Genomic DNA, 25161 nt, shown 5'->3' on the forward strand with positions numbered 1-25161 from the left:
GCATGACATCTGAAAATCTAAGGATCTGTTCCTGCTTTCTGACGGGAAATATAAAAACAAAATACTAAAAACAAAGGTATTAACGTTGGTTATTTACTGATTTTGGATAATGACCTTCATTTTCACGGCCAAATTTATGGTTTTCTTTTAAAAATTTAAACATTCATAAATTTAAGTTTTTCAAAAGGGTTTCATAAATTTGCAGCGAATAAACTTTCTGGTTCATAACAATTCTATGACCGATTATACGACAATTTTAACAATAACATGTGCTGCTCTGATGTCGTTTTTACTTGTGTTTTTGTCTGTACCGACAATACTCAGAGTGGCTTATTACAAGAATCTGTTTGACGAGCCTGGTAAGCGCCATATCCATAAAAAGAAAGTTCCCAACCTTGGTGGTTTAGGGATATTTATTGGATTTTTGTTTACCTACACGTTTTTTCTCAACTGGTTCGATTTCGATTCTGTTCCTTTTCTCATTCCTTCTTTGCTGGTAATTTTTTCAATAGGTATTAAAGATGATATTCTTGTAACAGCTCCCATGATGAAGCTTTTGGGACAAATTCTTGCCGCGTTCATTGTCGTTGGGTTTGGCGATATACGAATTACAGATTTTCACGGATTCTTCGGCCTTCAGCCCGATTATTTTACCAGTTTGGGAGTGTCTATTTTACTCATTATTTTTATTGTAAACGGGTTTAATCTTATTGACGGGGTTGATGGTCTGGCAGGCATCAGCGGAGTTATTTCCACGTTAAGTTTTTCCGTATGGTTTTTTCTGAATAATGATATGCATGCAACCATTATCGGGGTTATTGTAATTGGTTCGCTGCTGGCTTTTCTGTATTACAATGTCTTTTCAAAAACGCAGAAAATATTTATGGGGGATTCAGGCTCAATGGTCATTGGTTTTATTCTTGCCGTCCTGGCCATTCGTTTTATGGAAGCCAATGCCAGTGCTGTAAGGGATAATTTAAATATACCCATGACATCGGCACCTGCTGTTGCCGTGGGCATTCTGATTGTTCCCGTCATCGACACCATTCGTGTTTTTTTTCTCAGGTTATCGCGCGGAAACTCACCTTTTGTAGCCGATAAGAATCATATCCATCACCGGTTGCTGACATTAGGGTTCTCACACATTCAGGTAGCGCTTATTCTTGGATTGGTTAATATCCTTTTTATTGCCATTTCCTTTTTACTGAAAGACTTTGGAATGTTGAAACTTATGGCACTGAATCTCGTATTGGGATTTGTTGTGTTCTACATTCCGGCCATTTTTATCAGGAGGAAAGCAAAAAAAAATACGCAATTTGTGATGCAGCCGCGATTAGTTGGGAAACCGGTATATTTTAACACTTGTATCCGATGAGCAAAAAAATATCGCTGATAACAGTAACCTACCAGTCGGCCAGGACGCTAAAAGCCACCATTGACTCGGTTCGTCTTCAAAAAAATGCCGATTTTGAGTATATAGTCGTTGACGGCGGGTCTGACGATACTACAGCGGATATCCTGGAAAACAGCTCCGACATTATTGACAAGTGGATAAGTGAACCTGACAGAGGCATTTACGATGCCATGAATAAAGGTATCAAAATGGCCGAAGGAGAGATTATCGGGTTTATTCATGCCGATGATGTGCTGGCTACCACGGGTGTATTGAATCAGGTAAGTGAAAGATTTGATGAATCTGAATTTCATTTGCTTTACGGAGATTTGGAATATGTGAGTGCAACCGATCCACAAAAAGTGGTACGCTACTGGCGAAGCGGTTCATTCCGGCAGCAACGACTGCAACGTGGCTGGATGCCACCCCATCCCACTGTTTACTTTAGTCGTGAACTACTCAGAAAGGTAGGATTATACAATGTTGAATACCGGATTTCGGCCGATTATGAATGGCTTCTGAGGGCGCTCTCCGTACCATCGGTAAGAGTTGAATATTTGCCTGAAGTAATGGTTCGTATGAGATTGGGAGGTCTTAGTAACGGTGCTTTGAGAAATGTCATAGCAAAATCGAGTGAAGATCTCAGGGCTTTGCGGGAAAATAACGTGGGTGGAATACGTACTCTGTTTTTAAAGAATGCCTCGAAATTGACGCAGTTCGTTCGACGTAACTGATATAATGAGTGAGTGCAGTATAAAAAGCCTTTTGACCCCTAAATCCCCTAAAGGGGACTTTTTCAAACTGCTGATTTTTAGCAGTTCCCTTTAGGGGTCAGGGGTAAAAATGGTAAAAATCAGCAGTTTGAAGGCTTTTTATTCTGCACTCAAAAAATTAAAACAACAACGAGTTTGGCAACAAAGATACTTTTTAGACCAGACTCATGAGTCCCTTTCTAAAAGTCTCTTTTTTTGCCAATATCACCAGTATAAAATTAATCTAAGTTATTGGTCGAATGCAACTTGTCTCGACATATCGGAACTCCTCATCTTATCATACTTTATTTGATATTAGATGATTAGAGATTAGAGATTAGATTCTTCGCTCTGCTCAGAATGACAGACTGTCTAATGTCATTCTGAGTGACTCCCCCAAAAAATTTTGGGGCACAATGCATCTATGACAGAAATGTTAATTTACCGAAAGAGATAATTATTAACGGCTTGTTTTTTATTTTATTACAAAAATCTGTCATTGGTAGCAGGTAACGACGAAGAATCTGTACCCTGTTTTTGGTTTCTTTCTTTAATGATTAGAGGTCAGATGGTGTTAATACATGAACCCGGTACTTCTTCGTTTTTTTAATTTCATTTTGTTGGCTATTTTAGCAATCCAAATTAAATAATTAAAGCATGGTCATGCGCTCAACAGGAGCTTCTCCCACAAGGAATTATATTCCTTCCGGTAAAACCGACGGCTTTTCCGATATTAAGAAAATTGCCCGGTTGGCCTGGCGACACTGGGTATTATTTGCCATTAGTATTCCTCTTTTCCTGGGGGCCGTCTATCTCTATCATCGATATACTTCTCCTGTTTACAAAGGTTCGGTAACCATGCTTTTCAAAAGTGACTCGGAAAAAATGCTCGACGAGATAAACCTGATGGAAGGATTTGGACTTTCGGCCGAGGTGCGAAACATCGAAAATCAGTCTTTCATCATCCGTTCTCAAAAAACCATCAGAGAGGTGATCGACCGGCTTGATTTCAGGGTTTCCTATTTTGCCGACGGACGCTTTAAAGACACAGAATTATATCATTCTGCTCCATTTAAGATCGAAATAGAAGAGAGCCATCCACAGATATTAAGTGTTCCTGTTTATATAAACATCCTGCCGGGAGGAAACTACAAGGTTACCTCTGCTTCAGAAGAAGGTATACTTCACAGATTTGACCTTTCGGAAGATGTTTCCAGAGCGGTACCCTTCTCTTTCGAACAAGAGGTGAAAGCGGGGGAACTCGTTGAACATCCTAACTTCTCGTTCCGGATTATTAATGACAATCCAAACTTTCAACCATCTGTCAAAGAGTATTTTGTTGAGTTTAAATCGCATCAGCAACTCACTGCGCAGTATCGTTCACGAGTGGCAGTGAATAATTATCGCGAGGGTTCATCTATTGTTTTTATTACCGTGACGGGTCATAATCATCATAAAATAATCCGTTTTCTGAATGTTTTATCGGAAGTGATTGTCGAAACCAATCTAAAACGGAAGAACGATATGGCTACCCGTTCGCTCGAATTTATTCAGAAACAATTGAAAAATGTTGAAGACACCCTGAATCAGACACAGGAACAGTTGATGGATTTCCGTAAACAAAACCGTTTTATGGTGCCGTCGGAATTTGCAAATCGTCTGGCGGATGATTTTCTCGAAAAGGAAAAAGAGATACGGTTGCTGAAACTAAGGTACGATTATCTGTCACAATTAAAAGACAGGCTGTTGAATGGCAGGATGGAAGAGGATTATCTTCTCACCGCTTTTGCAGAAGACGAAGCAGGCCTTGTAAACCAACTGGTCGGAAAATACATGGAAATCTGGTCGGAGATGAAGGCTTTGAAAAATTCTGCCGGAACAGATAATCCTTACTATTCACAACTTAACGATGAACTGGGGGTGATTAGTGAAACCCTCCTGCAGGCAATTGACAAACTGATGGAGACCATTGTGATACGACAAAACGAAATTCGTGAGCAAATCAGCGACTTGTCGGTCAGAATGGATCACCTTCCGGAGCTGGAAAAGAAATACCTGGAGTTGGAAAGAGCTTTTAAACTGAACGATGCTATTTATACATTTCTTCTTCAGAAAAATTCCGAAACCCAGATCGCCAAAGCATCCAATACACCTGACAATGAAGTTCTTGATCAGGCTACCATCACAGGCATTGTTGCTCCGGATAAAAAGGGTAATTACGGAAAGGCATTTCTTTTGGCACTGATTATCCCTGCTGCTATAATCGGTCTGCGGGAAGTACTCAATAACAGAATACGCGACCGGGAGGAAATGGAGGCAATTGCCGGCGAAATACCCTTAATGGGAACCATTGTCAGAAATAATACGACCCACGAAAATATCATTACACAAATGCCCAATTCGTTGCTGGCAGAGTCTTTCCGGTCGCTCAGAACAAAAATTAAATTTATGTCGCCCGACAACGACAGCCTTGTAATACTTGTTACTTCTACAAATACCGGTGAAGGAAAAACTTTTTGTGCTTTAAACCTGGCCTCTGTTTTTGCAATATCCGGTAAAAAGGTCGCTTTACTGGGGTTCGATATGCGAAAACCCCGCCTTTCTGAGATATTTGACAAACAACAGAAGGCAGGAATATCAAACTTTCTGATAGGGCAGAGCAATTTGGATGAAATAGTGTATCCTTCGGAGTTGAAAAATCTCTGGCTGGTGCCTTCGGGGGTTACCCCCCCAAATCCTTCGGAGTTGATAACCGGTGAAAAGACTAAAAAATTGTTTGAACATTTCAGAAGCCGTTTCGACGTGATTGTTGTGGATACACCACCTGTTGGATTGGTTGCCGATGCCCGCATTTTGATGCAATATGCCGATTGCCGTTTATTCATCGTCAGAGCAGGGTTGACGCATAAAGAGCATTTTGCATCAACTATTGAAGACCTGAAGAATGAAGAGATCAATCATCTGGGACTGGTATTGAACGATGTTAATCCGTCTGACAAAAGATACGGCTATTACAACACAGGCTATTACGGACATCCGTACGACAGTTGAACCAGGATTGTTTTAATTGACAATAATTTAATGGATTATTATACCGATTATTCTCTTGAGGAATATACAACGTTCGGGGTAGCAGCTCAGGCAGCCCGGTTTTTCAGATTTGATACCGAAGATGAATTAAAAAAATGGATTCGCGACGAAAGCCCTAATCATCCTGAGAAGCTGGTATTGGGAGGCGGCAGTAATCTGTTGTTTACCGGAAATTTTGATGGTACGGTATTATATCCTGCTTTTAAAGGAATAGAAATCACCCGGGAAGAGGGGGATTCAGTTTTGGTGCGCATGGCGGCAGGAGAAGCGTGGGATCGTTGTGTTGAATGGTGCGTGGAAAAAGGTTTGGGAGGCATCGAAAACCTCTCTTTTATTCCGGGACATGCCGGCGCTGCCGCGGTTCAGAATATTGGTGCTTATGGCGTCGAACTTTCCGATGTACTGGCGGAGGCACACGGGTATTATTTGGATAGCGGTGAAGCATTCAGTCTGGACTGCCGGGATTGTGATTACGATTACCGGTACAGCATTTTTAAAGGACCGTTGAAGAACAAAGCAGTTATTACTTCTGTCGTATTGCGATTGTCGAGGGTACCACGGTTTAATTTGAGTTACGGACAGGTACAAGAGGCTGTTAAAAAACGGGGAACTATAAATCTGAGAAACATCAGAAATGCCATTATTGATATCCGGAAAGAAAAACTACCCGATCCGGCTGTCTTTGGGAATGGTGGTAGTTTTTTCAAAAATCCGGTGGTAGACAGAGCCGATTTTGAAAGGCTGAAACATGCCCATCCCGGAATTGTGGGCTATCCTTTGGAAAATAACAAAGTTAAAATTGCCGCGGGATGGCTGATTGAAAAAGCCGGATGGAAGGGGAGAAGCTCAGGAAAAGCCGCCGTGCACGAAAAACAAGCGCTTGTGCTGATAAACAAGGGGGGAGCCAGCGGAAAAGAAATTGCCCGACTGGCGTATGAAATTCAGTCCGATATCCGACAAAAATTCGGGATAATGCTGGAACCGGAAGTGAATATCATTTGACGTTTTTTTTTTATTACCGCCAAATACGACGCTCACGCAAAGCCCGACGGTACTTTTCGGCATTGATATTATGCTGCCGCAGCGTTTTGGCGAAATTATGATATCCCGAAAAATCGTCTCTGGCACACATGTACAGGTAATCGTGCTTTTCGTAGTTCAATACCGCCTGAATTCCCGAAACAGATGGAAACCGTATGGGGCCTGGCGGTAATCCTGAATAAATATAAGTATTATACGGCGAATCAATCTTCAGGTCGCGGGAAAGTATCCTGTTAATTGAAAAATCACCTAAAACAAACTTGATGGTCGGGTCGGCCTGTAATCGCATGTTTCGTTTCAGTCGATTAATGTAAAGTCCGGCTACAGCAGGTTTTTCATCTTCTCTGACTGTTTCTTCATCTACAATACTTGCCAACGTGGCTACTTCAACAGGAGTCAGGCCTGCTTCGCGTGCTTTTTCTTTTCTTTTTTCGTCCCAGAAAATTTCATATTCCCGGTGCATCCGTTCCAGAAATTCATACGCATCTGTATTCCACCACATTTCATAAGTATTTGGAATAATCATGGCGTAAACAGTTGCAGTATCGAAGCCAAAATCTGCTAACACATTATTGTCATTAAGCAGATCAAGAATGGCAGAGGAGTCGGCTTCTATCGTATCTGAAACTTTTCCGGCTAAATGTTGTTTTGTACGTACGTCGCTGAAGGTAAGGTGAACAGGTGTTTGGAGTCCGCCTCTCAGCATATTTACCAGCTCATTGTTGTTCATTCCGTTCTTTAGCAGGTAATGGCCTGGTTTCACATTGCCCGGATACCCCTTTTTTTCAGCCAGCCATTTGAAGTTATCCAGATTCTTTATTGCACCCGAAATTTCAAGCAGACCTGTAACTTCTGTATAGGTTGCACCTGTGGGTATATAAAGACTTTGAGTTTCGCTGTTCGCTATCTCTACATTTGGTGAGAATATTTTATTTCGAAAATGTAACAGAAAATATAATCCCACCCCCACAATAAATGCAGCAACAATAAAAAAACGCAAAAGATTGCGTCCGGTGTTTATGTTTCGTGTATACGTTCGTTTTATTGGCATGAATATTTTTAAGCTGATTTTTAATATTACTCACAGTTCAGAGGGTGTTTAGTCCAGAGCAATAGTGGGACAAAAACAGGGCCTCTGATCCGCGTTATCGAAAAATTCGGGTTTTATCTGTCAGACGACAAAAATAGGTTTTTCTTGTCAATGACAACACCATCTTTTTTATTTGATTCCACTGATTTTTTTTGCAATTTTGGTGCCGTTTCCTGAAACCTAATTTTATACGGATGAAACGAGCATGGCAAAGATTGTCACAATAAGAATATGTATAAGTTCTTGCATGCGAGTTCCATCAGGCCAATGACTTAGACTAATTTTATACGGATGAAAAAAATACTCATATCATTACTAACCATGATGCTGGTGGCCTCATGTGGTTCTTTGCGGAAGGGATCAACCAGGATGAATGAGTCGCCCTATGCCGATGGCGTGAAAAATGAGGGCATTGAGGTTCGTGAAGACCAAATGCCGGCAGCAGAAAAGACGGAAGAAAAAACGAAAGAGCCTGAGATAGTTGTCAGGGAGGAAAAGGTGAGGTCGGTCGATGTGACGGAAACAACTGAAAATATTCATCGCTACTATGTCATTATTGGTTCTTTCCGGTATCTCGATAATGCCAGAAACTACAAAAACAGGCTCATTGAGGAGGGTTTTGTCCCGGCAATTCTTGAAAATGAAAACGGCTTGTTTCGGGTGTCGGTGGCTGCATATAATAATGAAGAACCGGCTCGCCGTAATATTGCCTCGATACGTCGAAACTACCCGAAATATAGCGATGTATGGCTGTTAATCAGAAAACAATAACAATAAAATAAAAAATAACATGTATCAACCCGTTCATTTATCCGATGATATTTATTATGTAGGCGTTAACGATCGCCGCACCGGACTTTTCGAGAATATATGGCCTTTGCCACGTGGTGTTGCCTACAACTCATACCTGATCAACGACGAAAAGGTGGCCCTTATCGATACAGTAGAAATAGGACAGGTAGAGAAATTTCTAAAAAAAATACACGCCATAATCGGGGATAAGGCCATTGATTACTTGATAATTAATCACATGGAACCCGATCATGCCGGGGCTGTTAGTATTATTCGCGAACTGTATCCGCAGATCAGGATCGTTGGAAACAAGAAGACGCTGCCAATGGTTGAAGGTTTTTTCAGTATTAACGACAATACCATCGAAGTAAAGGAAGGTGATGAATTGGACCTTGGAAAACACAAGCTCCAGTTCTATATGGCGCCTATGGTGCACTGGCCCGAAACCATGATGACTTATGAGGCTTCCCGGAAAATACTGTTTTCGGCGGATGCCTTTGGAAGTTTCGGCACATTGGATGGTGGTATATTCGATGATGAGATGGATTTTTCATATTTCTCAGATGAAATGCGCCGTTATTATTCCAATATTGTGGGTAAATACGGAAATCCGGTTCAGAAAGTCCTCGGAAAAATTAAAGAACTTTCTGTCAACATAATAGCATCTGCACATGGCCCCGTTATCCGCAGTCATATAAACGAGGTGACTGAATGGTATGATCGCTGGAGTCGTTTTGATACAGATGAAGGTGTTGTTTTGGCTTTTGCTTCAATGTATGGAAATACAGAAGAGATGGTTGAAGTAACAGCACGTGCTCTGGCTGAAGAAGGCATCAAAGAAATCAGGATATATGATGTTTCCCAAACACATTCTTCTTTTATAATTTCCGATATTTTTAAATATAAAGGTGTTGTTTTGGCAAGCCCGACTTACAACGGCAAGTTACATCCCAAAATGGAAGCACTGGTCAACGAACTTTTGCACATTGGGGTAAAGAATCGCTATCTCGGCATCCTGGGGTCTTTTACGTGGGCCGGAACAGCCGCGAAACAACTCAAAGAATCCGGCGAATCACTTAACTGGGAGTTAGTTGGACAGCCGGTTGAAGAAAAGCATGCTTTAAAGAAACAAAAATACGATGAATGCCGTATACTGGGCAAGCATTTAGCTGATAAGCTGATAAGTGAAAGAAAGTAAAAAGAGCTTCTTTTCCTTTCCTTTAAGACCGAGGCTGTCCCTGCATTATTGGGGATGGCCTTTTTCTTTAACCAGCAACCGGTAACTACCGCAACCCTATTTCTTCTATATTTTTATGCAGACTGTTAAGCGCTTTTCGAACAGCATGGTTGGCGGATTCACCGGCATCTTCAATAATACGCCTTCCAAGTTCAAACGATGGAACACCTGGAGGCACCTGTGTTGCAGTGGTGTTAATAAGTCTGGCAACTTCTTCGCGGGCCTGACGAATCAGTTCCCATGTGTCGGAAGGAATGTAGATTTGCATAGCCATGTTGTGATTAAACTCATTGCGAATGCTTTTTAAAAGGTGATTTTGAAGCTGAAAAGCGTTCATCTCTTTTCTTTGTTCTCTTAAGACCAATGATTCGGGCGAAATTCTTTGCAGGAACAAAGCGAACCGTTCAAAGGCCTGGAGCTTTTGCTTAAGAATGGTTTCTCCGCTTCTCATCAGGAATTCCTGCTTTCTTCGACGTGATTCCTGGTTAAGAAACCACCTGACCAAAATCAGGGTAAATGCAGCTATAACAATTGAAGGAGCCAAAATCCAAACGATTTCTGTTGTTTCCATATCTCTTATTTTGTTTCAAAGGTTCCATAGATCAGGTTAGACAAAACTAATCAACCTTTGTTTTCCAAAGGTCTTTTTCTGAAGTTTTTTTGAATGTCTGACTCACTAATCTTTTACCAAAACATAATCCAGGCACTTGCCACCACTGAAAAAAAGCCTATTTTTGAGCTTTCTTTTTTAACCGGCTTTATGCATAATATTTTCTGTTACGATGCTCAACACCAGGTAGCATACAAGCATCCTCAAGAATATTGACCTGAAAATAAAATATTGTACGAATGAGAACCTATTTATCTGAACGACTATCCCGTTTGCCTGAATCAGAGACCATTGCCATGTCGCAACGGAGTCGCGAATTGCAAAGCCAGGGGGTCGACATTATTAATCTGAGTGTCGGGGAACCGGATTTTCCCACCCCGCTCCACATAAAAGAAGCGGGAAAGCAGGCCATTGATGACAATTTTACACATTATCCGCCTGTTCCCGGAATTCCCGAGTTAAGAGAGGCTATTGCACGAAAATTCAAAAGAGACAATGACCTGACATATACCCCTTCACAAATAGTTGTATCAACGGGAGGGAAGCAGGCGTTGGCCAATGCCATCTACTCACTTGTAGATGAGGGGGATGAAGTAATTGTTCCGGCCCCTTACTGGGTGAGTTACCCGGCGATGGTCCAATTGGCGGGGGGAAAGCCCGTTTTCGTGAGTGCTGGTATAGACAGTGATTTCAAAATCACCCCTGAACAATTGGAGGAGACCATCACTCCACGTACCAAGGTGTTATTGATAAACAGCCCCTCAAATCCGACCGGAAGTGTATATTCCTATAACGAATTAAAAGGTCTGGCAGAAGTTTTATCCCGTCATCCCGGGGTTTTTGTCATATCCGACGAAATTTACGAATACATAAACTATGAAGATAAACATCATACGCTTGCTTCTTTTCCGGGAATGCAGGAGCGGGTGGTTATTGTGAATGGCGTTTCGAAAGGGTATGCCATGACCGGCTGGCGTTTGGGCTATATTGCTGCTCCCGAATGGATTGCATCGGCCTGTTCGCGTTTGCAGGGACAGTATACATCCGGCACCAGTACCATTTCTCAAAAAGCAGCTTTGGCAGCCATAAACGGACCACAGGACGATACCCGTAAAATGGTGGAAGCCTTCAGACGCCGTCGCGATCTTGTTGTCAAACTGGCCAATGAAATTCCCGGTCTGAAAAATAATAACCCGGAGGGGGCGTTTTATTTGTTTCCCGATATCAGCTCATTTTTCGGGAAAAGCTATAAGAATAAGACGATAAATAATTCGAGCGACCTTTGTTTTTATCTTCTCGAAGAAGTCCATGTAGCAACAGTTACAGGAACGGCTTTCGGCTGCGATACGTGCATTCGCTTTTCGTATGCCAGTAGTGATGAAATACTCAGGGAAGCCATGAAAAGAATTAAAGAAGGACTGGCCAGACTAAAATAATTTCAACCTGGGTTTTTGCTTGCAGGAATTTGGGTTCAAGGTTTTTGATAAGTCATATACAGGTCTTATCTTTACCTCTCTCATTAATGGAGATTTTGCTACCATGGGAAAAGAAACACTTCCGGTTGTAAACAGCCACGGCAATATTATAGAGATAAACGACGGACTGGTTCGTCAGAGAGAACACATTATTCTCCGGGATGTAAACCTTCATATAAAACCCGGTGAATTTGTTTACCTCATTGGCCGTGTAGGAAGCGGTAAATCAAGCCTGTTAAAAACCTTTTATGGTGATTTGCCTTTTAATGACGGATATGGATTTGTGGCAGGCTATCGTCTGAAGAGCCTCAAGAACCGTGAATTGCCATATCTGAGACGTCGAATGGGGATTGTTTTTCAGGATTTTCAGTTGTTGACAGACCGGAATGTTTATGATAATCTGCTTTTCGTGTTGAAAGCCACCGGCTGGAAGAATCAGAAAGAAATGGATCATCAGGTCAGGGATGTGCTCTCGAAAGTAGATATGGTGCACAAAGGCTACAAAATGCCTCATCAGCTTTCCGGAGGCGAACAACAACGCGTGGGAATTGCAAGAGCTTTGCTCAATCAACCCGACCTTATATTGGCCGATGAGCCTACCGGAAACCTTGATCCCGATACTTCAGATGATTTGCTGGAACTTCTTCATTCCATCTGCCGTGATGGAAAAACCGTTGTTATGGCAACCCACAATTACGGGTTAATCAAAAAATTTCCGGGAAGAACCATTCGGTGCGAAAATACCCGGTTATCCGAGTCGGCCACAGAAGAAATTGATTTCGACCAGTTGATTGAGTGACGATTAAAAGAAGCGGAAGTAAAATAATTCTGATTCGATAACTTCAGGCATTTGGTGCAGGGTGTGCCGTTGTTAACTAAGTGGTTGACTATTTCCCGGAACCGTTTATAATTTTTTAAGTCATGGATTTGATTTAGAGTCAAAATCTCTGTTACTTTGCAACTCAATCAAAACAAAACAAAACAAAAAGTTAGTCAGAATGGAAATTGCAAGAAACAAATTTGTATCGCTTTCATATCAATTGCGTCTCAATGGTGCCGAAGGTGATTTAATTGAGGAAACCGGCGAAAGCAATCCACTTCAATTCGTTTTTGGAACCGGTAAAATGATTGAGATGTTCGAAAACAAGCTGGAAGGCCTCAAAGAAGGCGACAACTTCGATTTTGAGCTTAAATCTCATGAGGCTTATGGTGAAGTTAATACCGATGCTATTGTTGATCTACCGAAGAATATTTTTGAAGTCAACGGGCAGATTGATGAATCGCTGCTTAAGACAGGTAATATGGTTCCTATGCAGGATGCCAATGGTAACCGGCTGAACGGAATAGTACTCGAAGTTACCGATGATGCCGTGAAGATGGATTTTAATCATCCCCTTGCAGGAGATGACCTCCATTTCTCCGGTCAGGTACTTGAAGTGCGTGATGCCACAGAGCAGGAACTGGTTGAAGCCGTCGGAGGCGGATGCAGTTCAGGCAATTGCGGTGATGGTTGCAGTTGCTGACAAAACAAGATAATTCGAATGAAACGAGCATGGCAAAGATTGTCACAAAAGAATATGTATAAACACCATCTAACCTCTAATCATCAAAAAAACCAAAAACAGCGAACAGATTCTTCGTCGTTACTTCCTCAGAATGACATAAAGCAGCCTGTCATTCTGACCGAAGCGAAGAATCTGGCATCAATTAGAGTATGATAAGATGAGTCCCGATAAGCCGGGACGAGTTGCATCAGACCAATAATTTAGATGAATTTTATACGAATAAAAAGGTGCTTCACTGGTGATGAAGCACCTTTTTTTTTGCTCATGTTTGTCTGATCAGCTATTTTTACCGGTCTATTGGACATTAAAAAATAATAAAGATGGCAGGAAATACTTTCGGCAGCTTATTTAAGCTAACTTCATTCGGTGAATCTCATGGAAAAGGCATCGGCGGTATCATCGAAGGTGTCAGGCCAGGACTGGTGCTCGACATGAATTTTATTCAGCATGAGTTGGATCGACGTCGACCCGGTCAATCGAAAATAACCACGCCACGTGACGAAAAAGACCAGGTGGAATTCTTGTCCGGCGTTTTTGATGGCAGGACAACCGGAACCCCTCTTGCGTTTGCCATCTGGAACAAAGATCAGAAATCGGGCGATTACGACAACCTGAAAAATTTGTATCGCCCTTCGCACGCCGATTATACTTATGATGCCAAATATGGTATTCGCGATCACCGCGGCGGCGGGAGAGCTTCGGCAAGAGAAACCATAGCAAGAGTGGTTGCAGGAGCCGTGGCCAAACTGATGCTGCGTGAAACCGGACTTGAGGTTACAGCTTTCGTATCGCAGGTTGGCGAGATAGAACTAACCGAAATACCATCCGATCTATCTTCCATTGAATCAACACCGGTCCGCTGTCCCGATCAAACGATTGCCCGGCAAATGATTGAATACATCGATAATATCCGGAAAGAGAAAGATTCTGTTGGTGGAGTTGTAAGTTGCATTATTAAAAATGTTCCTGCCGGGCTCGGAGACCCGGTTTTTGATAAACTTCATGCCAAACTGGGACAGGCGATGCTATCGATAAATGCAGTAAAAGGATTTGAATATGGCATGGGCTTCCAGGCAGCTTCGATGCGCGGATCGCAGCACAATGATGAATTTATTAACGAAAACGGACAAATAAAGGCAGAAACGAACCGATCGGGAGGCATACAGGGCGGCATTTCAAACGGTGAAGATATTGTATTCAGAGTAGCATTTAAGCCTGTTGCTACTATTCTGAAAGACCAGAAAACGGTTGATAAAAGTGGTAACGAGGTGGTTATGAAGGCACGGGGACGTCACGATCCATGCGTTGTGCCACGTGCCGTACCGATTGTTGAGGCCATGGCTGCCATGGTTTTGGCAGATGCATGGTTGATGAACAAAACCTATAAATAGGGTGTCCATAAAATGCCATCAGAACTGAGTGGCGTCAGATTAATTTTGACGGAATGATGTTTCTGTTTCGCTCAAAAGCTCATAGTTTTCCTCCCTGAAACACTGATTGCTGTGAAATTTAAGTATCGTCACCGAAAAGGAAAACAGGAATGTTGATCCTTTATTTTCATCCGAATAGAGCGTTAATTCTCCGCCCAATAATTTTACAATAGCTTTGCAAATAGAGAGGCCTAATCCAACTCCGTCGGTCGTGTTTCGGGATGAATGACTGTTATTAAGCTGGCTGAAACGCTCGAAAATCTTTTTTTGTTGTTCTTTCGGAATGCCGGGTCCCGTGTCGAAGACAAAAAAGCTGAGCTTGTCTTTTTTCCTGCGAACTCCGAATCTCACCTCGCCTTCGGAAGTTACTTTCAGCGCGTTGGTAATAAGGTTGGAAAAAACTTCAAACAGCAATGTCCGGTCGGTTTCTATAACCGCTGTTCTTAAATCGTCGGGCAGGTCTTTTTCCAGGTAAATACCTTTCTTCCGGGCCTGGTTGATATGAGCATTGTAAACCTGAGTAAAAAGAGAGTTCAGACAAAATTTTGCCGGTTTTATAGTGATCAGGTTTGCTTCCAGTTTGGAAAGATCAAGAATGTTGTTGATCATATTAAGGAGCAGCTCGCTGTTTTGCTGTATAATATAAATATATTCCTGTTGTTCTTCCTTTTCTGTTTCGGGATGTTGTAAAAGTTCGGCAAAACCCACAATGGCATTCATTGGTGTACGTATTTCATGGCTCATATTGGCAAGGTAGGCTGATTTTTTCTGATTATCCCTTTCTGCCTGTTCCTTTTCATTTATGATAACTTTCCTGACATAGGCTAAAGCAGGAATGGCTGTGGTGAAAAGAAAAGCCATGACAATTATATGATCCAAAATTCTTTGTTTATCTGAGAAATATGGTTGTATCAGTTGAGGATATTTCCATTCGATCAGAAGTAATATAACAATGTTTATCCCGGTCAAAACAGAGATAACGTTAGCACCGGGTTTGGGATTAAGATAAACAATAAGGGCCATGAAAACTACAAAAATGGCTGGGGTAGGACTCATTGAGCCTCCGTTAGAAACCCAGAGTGCATTAAGTGCGGCAATAGAAGAAAGAAAGAAGAGTATTCTTCCCAAAAACCGAAGCTTTTTGTTATTCTGTTTATAAAGTAAAAGAACAATAAGAAATATTAAAGCAACCCCGCCACTCAAAAAAGAGACTTCTTTGGAGATGCCAATCAGTAAATTACCGATGGTAACAACACAAGCAAAACAGAAGGAAAGACAAACAACTAAACAGAAGAAATGGTCTGCATAGTTGCTTTCCTTCAGTAATAACTTTTGGATTAGTTTGTGAGTATAACTTTTTAGCATACAGTGCTAAAGATTTATCTCGCACAAATTTCCAAAAATATATTAACAATGTAAAGGCATTTTTGTAAAAAAAAACCATATTTTTGTGCCCGAATCCGAAACAGAGGAACACGGGGTGTAGCGCAGGCCGGTAGCGCGCGTCGTTCGGGACGACGAGGTCGTGGGTTCGAATCCCGCCACCCCGACTGGTCAGAGTTTTAAAACCTGAAGACAATGCAAAAGCCGCATGAACACCAATATTCATGCGGCTTTTGCATGAAAAATCATCTGTAAATCTTCATCTCAAAAGAAAAATCTCAAAGCAGCTTTTCTGTTCTATTTCCTCAAATTGTTGTTAATTTGCATATAGTAAAAAGAGTACCATAAGACGTGTATGATAGAAAAGCTAATTTATCTTGAATCGGTTGACCTGATTGAGTTTTTGGGCGTGAAAAACGCTAAGCTCGACCTGATTAAATCCCGATTCCCAAAACTGAGGATTGTCGCAAGAGGCAATTGGTTAAAAGCGATGGGGGATGCCGAAGAAGTGGCGGATTTTGAAGAAAAGATCAATCAACTGCTTGAACATTATGAGCGATATAATGTATTAACTGAGGATTCGATCAATAATATTTTATCCGGTAAAAAAGTTGCTCAGCCCGGGAATCCCGATGATATTATTCTGTTTGGTGTAAACGGAAAACCAATAAAGGCACGTACGGAGAATCAGCGTAAACTGGTGGAGGCCTATGAAAACAACGACCTGATGTTTGCTGTCGGCCCTGCGGGATCAGGAAAAACATATACTGCCATTGCGCTTGCTGTCAGGGCTTTGAAAAACAGAGTGGTGCGTCGTATTATACTTAGTCGCCCTGCAGTCGAGGCCGGCGAAAAGCTGGGATTTCTGCCGGGTGATATGAAAGAGAAGATAGACCCTTATCTTCAGCCGTTGTATGATGCCCTTCAGGATATGATCCCGGCCGTGAAGCTGAAGGAGTATATGGAGAACGGTACCATACAGATAGCTCCCCTGGCATACATGAGAGGAAGAACACTTAACAATGCTTTTGTAATCCTGGATGAGGCACAGAATACAACCACCAATCAGTTGAAAATGTTCCTCACCAGAATGGGAACAAGCGCCAAATTTGTGGTTACCGGCGACATCACGCAGATTGATCTTCCCAACCCATTGACTTCAGGACTGGTGCAGGCAATGCGAATACTGAAAGGCATTGATGGTATTGAGCGCATCAAATTTACAGTCAAAGATATTGTTCGTCACCGGTTGGTGCAGGACATTGTCGAAGCTTACGAAAAAGAATAACCATATATTTTTGATCTATGCAAAACGCTATTGTAGAAACCAATTTCAGTTTTCCACGTCAAAAAGACGTTTACAAAGGGAAAGTTCGCGATGTTTACAACATTGATGACGAGTTTTTGGTCATGATTGTCTCCGACCGCATCTCGGCCTTCGATGTTGTATTGCCCAGAGGAATACCTTTTAAAGGGCAGGTGCTGAACCAGATTGCCTCGAAATTTCTGGATGCCACTGCCGATATTGTTCCCAACTGGAAAGTGGCCACTCCCGATCCTATGGCAACTGTCGGATATTATTGTGAGCCCTTCAAGGTAGAGATGGTTATACGCGGTTATCTGACGGGGCATGCGTGGCGGGAATACAAAGCAGGAAAACGTGAGTTGTGCGGAAATCCTTTGCCCGAAGGGATGGTGGAAAACCAAAAGTTTGAAGAACCGCTTATCACACCTACCACCAAGGCTGTTGTGGGTCACGATGAAGATATTTCCCGGGAGGAAATATTGAGGCAGGGTTTGGTGAGTGAAGAGGACTACATTCAGTTGGAAAGGTATACTAAAGCCCTGTTTAAGCGAGGCACCGAAATGGCTGCTGAAAAAGGACTTATCCTGGTCGATACAAAATATGAATTTGGTAAAAAAGACGGCAAAATTTACCTGATCGATGAAATTCATACCCCCGATTCATCGCGTTATTTTTATGCCGATGGCTACGAAAACCGTCTGAGAAACGGTGAACCCCAGCGTCAGCTGTCCAAAGAGTTTGTTCGCCAGTGGCTAATCGAAAATGGTTTCCAGGGTAAGGAAGGACAGAAAGTGCCTGAAATGACCGATGATTATATTGCCAGAGTATCGGAACGTTACATCGAACTTTATGAAAAAATTACCGGAGAAACCTTCCAAAAAGCCAAAGCAGAAGATGTTGCCAGCCGGATTGAGAAAAATGTGACCGAATATCTGAATCGTATTTTATAATAAATGAGTGTGCTATATAAAGCATATTTTTGTCAAAATCACGGCGTTTTAAATTTTTGTACCGGAGTTACCTGTTGTTAATTGAGAATTCATCAGTATATAATTAGTCTAAGTTATTGGCCTGATGGAACTCGCATGATTGAGTTTTATACATGTCCTTTTGTGACAAACGTTGCCATGCTCGTTTCATCCGTATAAAATTTAATTATTACGGCCGGATGGAACTCGCATGCAAGAACTTATACATATTCTGATTGTGACAAAATTTGTCATGCTCGTTTCATCAGTATATAATTAGTCTAAGTTATTAGCCTGATGGAACTCGCATGATTGGGTTTTATACATATTCTTTTGTGACAAACCTTGTCATGCTCGTTTCATTCCTTTTTGAAAATTTAGCCCACCAAAATTCATGTTCGTTTCAAAAATTTGAATCAACAATGAATCTGGCAACAAAGATGCTTTTTAGAGCGGACTCATAAATTTATTACAACACATTAACACAAAGATATAAAGAACCGAATACGAGCCACATGTGCCAAGTTGTTGGATTAAGAGGTTATTGTGCTTTTTCGGGTTTTGCTTTCTTATGAGAATCTTAAAATCTTCCACAAAAAGAAAACTTGCCCTGGCAGGGAAATTACTGCCGGGCATGCTGCCATTGATACTTTTTGTCATTGTAGAACTGATGTGGGGAACCACTGCAGGTTTAGCTTCAGCACTGGCACTGGGTATTATACAATTGTTATGGTTCTGGTTTCGCGAAAAGCGGGTCGATAAGTTTGTTCTTGCTGACATCGGGTTTCTTATTGTTTTGGGTGGGCTGGCTCTTCTTTTTGACAATGCATTGCTGTTTAAATTAAAGCCGGTATTCATAGGAGCTGCTATATTACTACTAATTGGTTATTCTGCTTTTTCAGATCACAACCTGGTTATGCTGATGAGTCAGCGATATTTCAAGGGATTCATTGTCGGTCCTTTTGAGTCGTGGCTGATGCAGCAAATGCTTAAAGTCTTTTTCTGGTTGATGGCTGCGCATACTTTAATGACACTGGCTTCAGCTCTCTGGCTGTCACATGCCTGGTGGGCTGCCATTAGCGGACCCGGTTTCTATGTAGTTGTTGCTCTAATGTTTGTGGTTTCATGGCTGGGAAACAGGCAGCGTAAAGAAAGGTGGAGTCGGGAAGAGTGGTTGCCCATCGTTGATGAAGAGGGAAAAGTGCAGGGACATGCACCACGAAGTGTGGTACATAGTGGGAAAACCAACTGGCTTCATCCGGTGGTTCATCTTCAGGTTATTACCCCTGATGGCTTATGGCTTCAAAAGCGACCTTTGCACAAAGCTGTTCAACCCGGAAAATGGGATACTGCTGTCGGCGGACACGTATCAAAAGGAGAAGACATACCAACAGCGCTTAGGAAAGAGGCAATGGAAGAGATTGGGATTAAACCTGATAACGCGATTTTTTTAGGACGTTATCTTTGGCGAAGTGAAATTGAACGTGAACTGGTTTTCGTTTTTGCTTTATGGTATGATAAGGTGATTACCCCCAATTTTAAAGAACTTGACGGTGGAAAGGTGTGGACATTCCCTGATCTGGAAGCAGCAATGGGAAAAGATGTGCTGACACCTGATTTCGAAGAAGAATACCGGAGGTATGGCAATGCCCTGAAAAGCATGTATAAAGAACAAAAGGCAGTTTTTTGATTGCCATTTTTCAAACGGCCAAACAAAACTTATCCCTGTAACAGAAACATAGTTGGTTTCTTATGCAAATCGGGGAGTTTACCTTTCCATTCCGAAACAGGCCGGGTTTCTATAAATTCATCAGGCAGTGTGATGTTACAGGCGATGCAAAGTAAAGTGGCGGAACGGCAATAATTTAGTATGTCTTTGGCCATGGCATTGTTCCGATAGGGAGCTTCAATGAATAGTTGCGTCTGATTTTCTTTTATACTGAGGCTTTCCAATTGTTTCAAAGCTTTTGAACGCTCATTTTTTTCGATGGGAAGGTACCCGTTGAAGGCAAAATTTTGTCCGTTCAACCCTGATGCCATAAGGGCTAAAAGGATGGAGGAGGGGCCGGTCAATGGTACTATTTTAATACCTTTTTGATGAGCCATTTTAACGATTTCGGCCCCGGGATCTGCCACGCCCGGACATCCTGCTTCTGAGATGATGCCGGTATCGTGTCCCTGCATAATTGGTTTCAGAAATGAAGCATATTCTTTAGTTCCTGTATGTTTATCAAGCACAAAAAATGTAGAATTGTCAATGTCCATTTTGGGGTCAAGCAGTCTGAGATAACGTCGTGCCGTTCGTAAATTTTCCACAATAAAATGGCGCAACCTGCAGGTCAGCATCGCCACATCAGAAGGTATGGTAAAGTTAGTTTGTTCATTACCGAGATGATTCGGTACCAGATAAAGTTTTCCTTGCATCGGTCATTGGATTTTCTGCAAAAGTAGGAAATTTGAGAGAGAAAAGCATAGGACAGAGAGCATGAAGCGTGGGGTGGAAAGGTTAGACGGTGAGAAGGTGAAAAAGTAAAAGGGTCGAAGTGGGAAAGGTTGGATGGGAAACGGCATTCATTCATTCAATCAATCATTCAATCATTTCTCATTACTTCAGCAGAGTTAATCAAACCGATCACTGAATGAGAGAGATGGTTGCTCATTAATTCACCGGTTCATCGGATGCTTGGTGAGATTCTTCGCTTCGCTCAGAATGACACAGTTTACTCACCAGTTCATCAGTGATTTGATGAGATGCTTCGCAAGACTCAGAATGATACTTTTGACTTGCCAGGTCATCACTCACCATATATTGCAGATTAATCTTTACATTATCGGGGAAAAAATGTAATTTTGTCCCGATATGTTAGCACATCAGGAAATAGGGAATCCACATAATACAGGTGAAAAGCGAAGAATCACTTTTCAAACATGCAGGTTTTTCCGTTATTCAAAATATTTTTAAGACCTGGCTTTTTATTGGCCGGGTCTTTTTTTGTGCCTTGATTTAAAAAATGTTACCATATTTTTTAAACCACACATAAAAATAACCCATGCTTCAGATGAAAAACCGGAGTCTTATCTCCATCAATGATTTCAGTCGCGAGGAAATTCTTCATGTATTGGATGTTGCTGAAGAATTTGAGTCGGACACCAATCAGTCCTTACTTGAAGGGAAGGTGGTTGGTAGTCTTTTTTTTGAACCGTCGACCCGGACAAGATTGAGTTTCGAAACCGCTATCAATCGTTTGGGTGGCAGAGTGGTCGGATTTTCTGACTCAGCATCCTCTTCAACCACTAAAGGAGAGAGCCTGAAAGATACCATCCAGATGGTGAGTCGTTATGCCGATCTGATTGTTATGCGACATCCGCTCGAAGGCAGCGCACGGTATGCCTCTGAGCAATCATCCGTGCCGGTTATCAATGCCGGGGACGGTGCCAATCAGCATCCGACACAAACCATGCTTGATCTTTACTCGATCAGGAAAACACAAGGCAAACTGGAAAATCTGGATATTTTTCTTGTGGGAGACTTGAAGTATGGCCGCACTGTCCATTCTTTGCTAATGGCAATGTCAAATTTTAATCCTACGTTCCATTTTGTTTCTCCCGAGGAACTCCGAATGCCAAGAGAATACAAACTTTTCCTGGAAGAACATGGCATCACTTACTATGAGCATGGTGAATTATCAGAAATTATTGATGAGGCCGATGTCATATATATGACGCGTGTTCAAAAAGAACGTTTTTCCGATCCCATGGAATATGAAAGAGTAAAAAATGCGTATGTGTTGAGGAAAAGCATGCTTAATAACACCAAAGATAATCTGCGTGTGCTGCATCCACTTCCCCGGGTTAACGAAATCCACACCGATGTTGACAGCAGTCCTAAAGCTTATTATTTCGAGCAGGCCAGAAACGGCGTCTTTACACGAATGGCGCTTATTGCTGTTGTGATGGGATACAAATAGAGGGTTAAATGATGCCTAAACGCAAAGACGCGAAGGCGCAAAGGTGCAAAGTTTTTATTAATGAAACGAGCATGGCAAGGTTTATCACAAAAGAACATGTATATAATCAATCATGCGAGTTCCTTAAAAATAGAAGATAACCATGGTGCACAATAAAGAATTGAAAGTGAGTGCGATCGAAAACGGGACGGTCATTGATCACATTCCTTCGGATAACCTGTTTAAAGTAATAACCATCCTGGGACTCGATAAAATTACGACCCAGGTAACTTTCGGAGCCAACCTCGACAGCAAAAAACTGGGACGAAAAGCCATAATAAAAGTTTCGGAGGTATTTTTTGAGGATAACGAAATAAATAAAATTTCACTGGTGGCTCCTCATGCCCGGCTGAATGTAATAAAAAACTATGAGGTGGTTGAGAAAAGAGACGTAACCATTCCCGATACCATTGTGGGCATTGTGAAATGTTTTAACCCCAAATGTATTACAAACAACGAAGCCGTTACCACTCACTTTAAAGTTGTCAACAAAAAAGAGGTTGCCTTAAGATGCCACTATTGCGAAAAAATTACCACGCAGGAAGAACTAAGATTTGAAGCTTCGTGAAAGGGGCATTACTATTTCCACCAATCATAAAAATGATGCACCGGGCCGTGACCATGTCCGATTTGATAATCAGCTCCGGCTTGAATGGCTTTTGTAATGTAATTTTTTCCATTCCGGATGGCAGTCATAAGATCGTCACCCCGGGCAAGAAAGGATGCTATGGCCGATGAAAGCGTGCAACCCGTGCCATGTGTGTTTGGGGTCTGAACGCGCTGCGATTCCAGAGGGATTACTTCATCGTTTTCTGCATCAAAGAAGACATCTTTCAGTGCCTCATCGCTCAGGTGTCCTGCTTTCAGCATCACCGAAACCTTTTTGTTGTAAGACAGGCTTCGTGCCGCATGGGGTAGATCAGACTGACTTGTTATTGCCTTGCCAAACAGGATAGAGGCTTCGGGAATGTTTGGAGTGATAACCCTTGCTAACGGGAGCAGTATGGTTTTCAGGGCGCTGATGGCATCGTCCTGCAAAAGTTTATCACCCGATGTGGCCACCATAACCGGGTCAATCACCAGATTTCTTATATTGTACTGCTTTATTTTAGCGGCAACAAGTTCAATAACTTCCGTTGAATGCAACATCCCGATTTTTACCGCATCGGCACCAATATCAGTCATCACGGCATCCATTTGCTTCTCAATGGTCGATAATTGCACCGGAAAAATATCCGTAACGCCTGTTGTATTTTGAGCTGTAACGGCAGTGATTACGGACATGCCATAACAGCCACATGCCGAAAATGTTTTCAGGTCGGCCTGTATGCCTGCTCCACCACTGCTGTCACTCCCGGCAATGGTTAGTGCTGTTTTATATTTTCTCATAAGCTTTTCTTTGTTGTGATGATTTCCAATAATTCACGGGAGGCCTTTTCAGGATCAGGTGCCGAACAAATTGCCGATACTACCGATATTCCGTCAACACCTGTTTGCAGGACTTCCCGGGCGTTTTCCTGATTAATGCCGCCTATTGCAACAGCCGGATGCCTGGAAAGCTTTGCTATATGGGTCGTTTCGTTCAGGCCAAGACCTTTTGTCAGCTCTTTTTTGGTAGGTGTTGCAAAAACCGGGCTTATCCCGATATAATCAATATCCGCCGCATTGGCCTCCTCAATCTGATCGGCAGACTCAACAGAGAGACCGATGATTTTATCAGGACCAAGGAGTCTTCTTGCCATTCGCCAGGGCATATCATTCTGTCCCAGATGAACGCCGTCAGCATCTGTTGCCAGAGCCACATCTACCCGGTCGTTGATGATTAGCGGCACATTGTATCTTTTCAGCAGTACTTTTATATTGAGCACTTCCCCTATAAATTCTCTTGTGGATGCCTCTTTTTCCCTTATCTGAACCATTGTGACACCCCCTTTCAGCGCCATTTCTAATACCTCTTTCAGCGAGCGGCCTAAAGATAATCCGCGATCGGTAACAAGATAAAGACTCAGATCAAATTCGTTTCTCATATCTTCAAATATTTGGCAATATCACGATCATTCAAATTATAGAGTGCGTCAAGAAAATATATTTGAAAAGTCCCCGGGCCCCGGGCCTTATCTTTAGCCATTTCACCTGCAACGGCCATTACAGCCATCGCCGTTGCAGCGGCCTGCATGCTGTCTTCACATACTGCAGCAAAAGCCCCTGTCAGAGTCGTGGCTGTACATCCCATACCGGTTACTTTCGGCATAAGGGGAATATGATTTTTAATACTGATGACATGGTTTCCGTCAGTTATGTAATCAACAGGGCCGCTGATGCTGATAACAGCTCCGGTTTCATTGGCAAATGTTTTTGCCACTTCCAGGGCCTTATCGGACGATTCGGTACTGTCAACCCCTTTGGTTTTTACATCACTGTTGATAAGTGCCATTATTTCAGAAGCATTTCCCCTGATAATGGTTGGCTTGCATGCTTTAATCAGTTGATGACAGGTATCCGTCCGAAAAGGTGTTGCCCCGGCACCCACAGGGTCCAATATTACGGGTATGCCTCTCTTCGACGCTGCTTTTCCGGCAATCAGCATTCCCTCGATCCACTCTTTACTAAGCGTACCGATGTTAATAACCAGTGCCGAAGCATTGCCGGCCATGGCTTCCATTTCCTCGGGAGCATGAGCCATTACCGGACTGGCACCAACGGACAGTAATGCGTTGGCCGTGTTATTCATCACCACATAATTGGTAATGTTGTGTACCAGCGGCGCTTGTTCTTTCAGTTTTAACAGATCTTCCGCTACGCTTTGGGCTGTAATCATAGTAATAAACCTTTTATGAGCCCGTTCTAAAAAGCATCTTTGTTGCCAAACTCAGTGTTGTTATAAATTTTTGCATCCTCATTAACAATAAGTTAACTCCGTCACAAAAATTTAAAACGCCTTGATTTTGACAAAAATATGCTTTTTATACCGCACTCTTTTATGCTAAAAAAAAAGCTGTTCTGCAAGTAGCAAAACAGCTCT

General features: G+C 42.2%; 22 protein-coding genes and 1 tRNA gene. 16 read left to right on the plus strand and 7 right to left on the minus strand.

Going from position 1 to position 25161, the window contains the following annotated elements; all coding sequences use genetic code 11:
* The first annotated feature begins 280 nt into the window (after positions 1-280).
* From ATH1_RS18965 to murB, 4 genes are all read left to right on the plus strand, one after another.
* Positions 281-1375: a glycosyltransferase family 4 protein gene (locus ATH1_RS18965; protein ID WP_010418573.1), complete on the plus strand. Its 1095-nt coding sequence runs from the start codon at positions 281-283 to the stop codon at positions 1373-1375.
* On the plus strand, positions 1372-2127 hold the full coding sequence (locus tag ATH1_RS0105275; RefSeq protein ID WP_010418575.1) for a glycosyltransferase family 2 protein: 756 nt from the start codon (positions 1372-1374) through the stop codon (positions 2125-2127). The genes ATH1_RS18965 and ATH1_RS0105275 overlap by 4 nt, the downstream gene beginning before the upstream one ends.
* A 681-nt stretch (positions 2128-2808) precedes the next feature.
* Positions 2809-5196, plus strand: coding sequence for a GumC family protein (locus ATH1_RS0105280; RefSeq protein WP_245531716.1), 2388 nt, complete (start codon positions 2809-2811; stop codon positions 5194-5196).
* Positions 5197-5226: 30 nt separating this feature from the next.
* Positions 5227-6237 (plus strand): UDP-N-acetylmuramate dehydrogenase, encoded by a 1011-nt coding sequence (gene murB / locus ATH1_RS0105285; RefSeq protein WP_010418580.1) that lies wholly within the window; start codon positions 5227-5229, stop codon positions 6235-6237.
* Between the two features lie 13 nt (positions 6238-6250).
* Here the strand turns inward: murB and mltG are convergent, their stop codons facing one another.
* A complete protein-coding gene (gene mltG / locus ATH1_RS0105290) occupies positions 6251-7327 on the minus strand; it encodes an endolytic transglycosylase MltG (RefSeq protein ID WP_010418584.1) in 1077 nt (358 codons plus the stop codon).
* Between the two features lie 330 nt (positions 7328-7657).
* Here mltG and ATH1_RS0105295 point away from each other — a divergent pair, with 330 nt between their 5' ends.
* Together ATH1_RS0105295 and ATH1_RS0105300 are read left to right on the plus strand one after the other, a co-directional pair.
* On the plus strand, positions 7658-8137 hold the full coding sequence (locus tag ATH1_RS0105295) for an SPOR domain-containing protein (protein WP_139035264.1): 480 nt from the start codon (positions 7658-7660) through the stop codon (positions 8135-8137).
* A gap of 19 nt (positions 8138-8156) precedes the next feature.
* Positions 8157-9356 (plus strand): FprA family A-type flavoprotein, encoded by a 1200-nt coding sequence (locus ATH1_RS0105300; RefSeq protein ID WP_010418591.1) that lies wholly within the window; start codon positions 8157-8159, stop codon positions 9354-9356.
* Positions 9357-9441: 85 nt separating this feature from the next.
* On the opposite strand, the gene ATH1_RS0105305 is transcribed toward ATH1_RS0105300, so the two are convergent.
* Positions 9442-9966 (minus strand): DUF7935 family protein, encoded by a 525-nt coding sequence (locus ATH1_RS0105305; protein ID WP_010418593.1) that lies wholly within the window; start codon positions 9964-9966, stop codon positions 9442-9444.
* A gap of 278 nt (positions 9967-10244) precedes the next feature.
* Here ATH1_RS0105305 and ATH1_RS0105310 point away from each other — a divergent pair, with 278 nt between their 5' ends.
* The 4 genes from ATH1_RS0105310 to aroC all read left to right on the plus strand — a co-directional run bounded on the left by ATH1_RS0105310 (position 10245) and on the right by aroC (position 14436).
* Complete coding sequence (locus ATH1_RS0105310; RefSeq protein WP_010418596.1) at positions 10245-11441, plus strand: pyridoxal phosphate-dependent aminotransferase; 1197 nt, start codon at positions 10245-10247, stop codon at positions 11439-11441.
* Positions 11442-11544: 103 nt separating this feature from the next.
* Positions 11545-12279, plus strand: coding sequence for a cell division ATP-binding protein FtsE (locus ATH1_RS0105315; RefSeq protein WP_044114935.1), 735 nt, complete (start codon positions 11545-11547; stop codon positions 12277-12279).
* A gap of 199 nt (positions 12280-12478) precedes the next feature.
* Positions 12479-13003, plus strand: a complete 525-nt coding sequence (locus tag ATH1_RS0105320) for an FKBP-type peptidyl-prolyl cis-trans isomerase (protein ID WP_010418601.1) — start codon at positions 12479-12481, stop codon at positions 13001-13003.
* 362 nt (positions 13004-13365) lie between these two features.
* Positions 13366-14436 carry a chorismate synthase gene (aroC, locus tag ATH1_RS0105330; protein ID WP_010418605.1) on the plus strand — a complete coding sequence of 357 codons (1071 nt, stop codon included), beginning with the start codon at positions 13366-13368 and terminating at the stop codon, positions 14434-14436.
* A 39-nt stretch (positions 14437-14475) separates the two neighbouring features.
* Here the strand turns inward: aroC and ATH1_RS0105335 are convergent, their stop codons facing one another.
* On the minus strand, positions 14476-15603 hold the full coding sequence (locus ATH1_RS0105335) for a sensor histidine kinase (RefSeq protein ID WP_245531717.1): 1128 nt from the start codon (positions 15601-15603) through the stop codon (positions 14476-14478).
* A 348-nt stretch (positions 15604-15951) separates the two neighbouring features.
* Between ATH1_RS0105335 and ATH1_RS0105340 the strand changes: the two genes are divergently transcribed.
* From ATH1_RS0105340 to ATH1_RS20045, 4 genes are all read left to right on the plus strand, one after another.
* Positions 15952-16025: transfer RNA gene (locus ATH1_RS0105340), tRNA-Pro, on the plus strand.
* 188 nt (positions 16026-16213) lie between these two features.
* Positions 16214-17146: a PhoH family protein gene (locus tag ATH1_RS0105345; RefSeq protein ID WP_010418611.1), complete on the plus strand. Its 933-nt coding sequence runs from the start codon at positions 16214-16216 to the stop codon at positions 17144-17146.
* 17 nt (positions 17147-17163) lie between these two features.
* A complete protein-coding gene (locus ATH1_RS0105350; RefSeq protein WP_010418614.1) occupies positions 17164-18114 on the plus strand; it encodes a phosphoribosylaminoimidazolesuccinocarboxamide synthase in 951 nt (316 codons plus the stop codon).
* A 589-nt stretch (positions 18115-18703) separates the two neighbouring features.
* Entirely contained in the window at positions 18704-19822 is a 1119-nt protein-coding gene (locus ATH1_RS20045) for an NUDIX domain-containing protein (protein ID WP_029163972.1), read from the plus strand.
* Positions 19823-19851: 29 nt separating this feature from the next.
* On the opposite strand, the gene ATH1_RS0105360 is transcribed toward ATH1_RS20045, so the two are convergent.
* Complete coding sequence (locus ATH1_RS0105360) at positions 19852-20556, minus strand: SAM-dependent methyltransferase (protein ID WP_010418624.1); 705 nt, start codon at positions 20554-20556, stop codon at positions 19852-19854.
* Between the two features lie 635 nt (positions 20557-21191).
* Here ATH1_RS0105360 and pyrB point away from each other — a divergent pair.
* Together pyrB and pyrI are read left to right on the plus strand one after the other, a co-directional pair.
* Entirely contained in the window at positions 21192-22100 is a 909-nt protein-coding gene (gene pyrB, locus ATH1_RS0105365) for an aspartate carbamoyltransferase (RefSeq protein WP_029163973.1), read from the plus strand.
* A 142-nt stretch (positions 22101-22242) separates the two neighbouring features.
* Positions 22243-22707, plus strand: a complete 465-nt coding sequence (gene pyrI / locus ATH1_RS0105370; protein ID WP_010418628.1) for an aspartate carbamoyltransferase regulatory subunit — start codon at positions 22243-22245, stop codon at positions 22705-22707.
* A gap of 11 nt (positions 22708-22718) precedes the next feature.
* Here pyrI and thiD read toward each other — a convergent pair whose 3' ends face one another.
* From thiD to thiM, 3 genes are read right to left on the minus strand one after another with little or no spacing between them, the layout of a single operon-like run.
* Entirely contained in the window at positions 22719-23528 is an 810-nt protein-coding gene (gene thiD, locus ATH1_RS0105375) for a bifunctional hydroxymethylpyrimidine kinase/phosphomethylpyrimidine kinase (RefSeq protein ID WP_010418632.1), read from the minus strand.
* Positions 23525-24166, minus strand: a complete 642-nt coding sequence (gene thiE / locus ATH1_RS0105380) for a thiamine phosphate synthase (RefSeq protein WP_010418635.1) — start codon at positions 24164-24166, stop codon at positions 23525-23527. Before thiE ends, thiD begins: the two co-directional genes overlap by 4 nt.
* Complete coding sequence (thiM, locus tag ATH1_RS0105385) at positions 24163-24957, minus strand: hydroxyethylthiazole kinase (protein WP_010418638.1); 795 nt, start codon at positions 24955-24957, stop codon at positions 24163-24165. The genes thiE and thiM overlap by 4 nt, the downstream gene beginning before the upstream one ends.
* Between the last annotated feature and the right edge of the window lie 204 nt (positions 24958-25161).

The sequence above is a fragment of the Anaerophaga thermohalophila DSM 12881 genome, assembly GCF_000191885.1.
GTDB classification, from domain to species: domain Bacteria; phylum Bacteroidota; class Bacteroidia; order Bacteroidales; family Marinilabiliaceae; genus Anaerophaga; species Anaerophaga thermohalophila.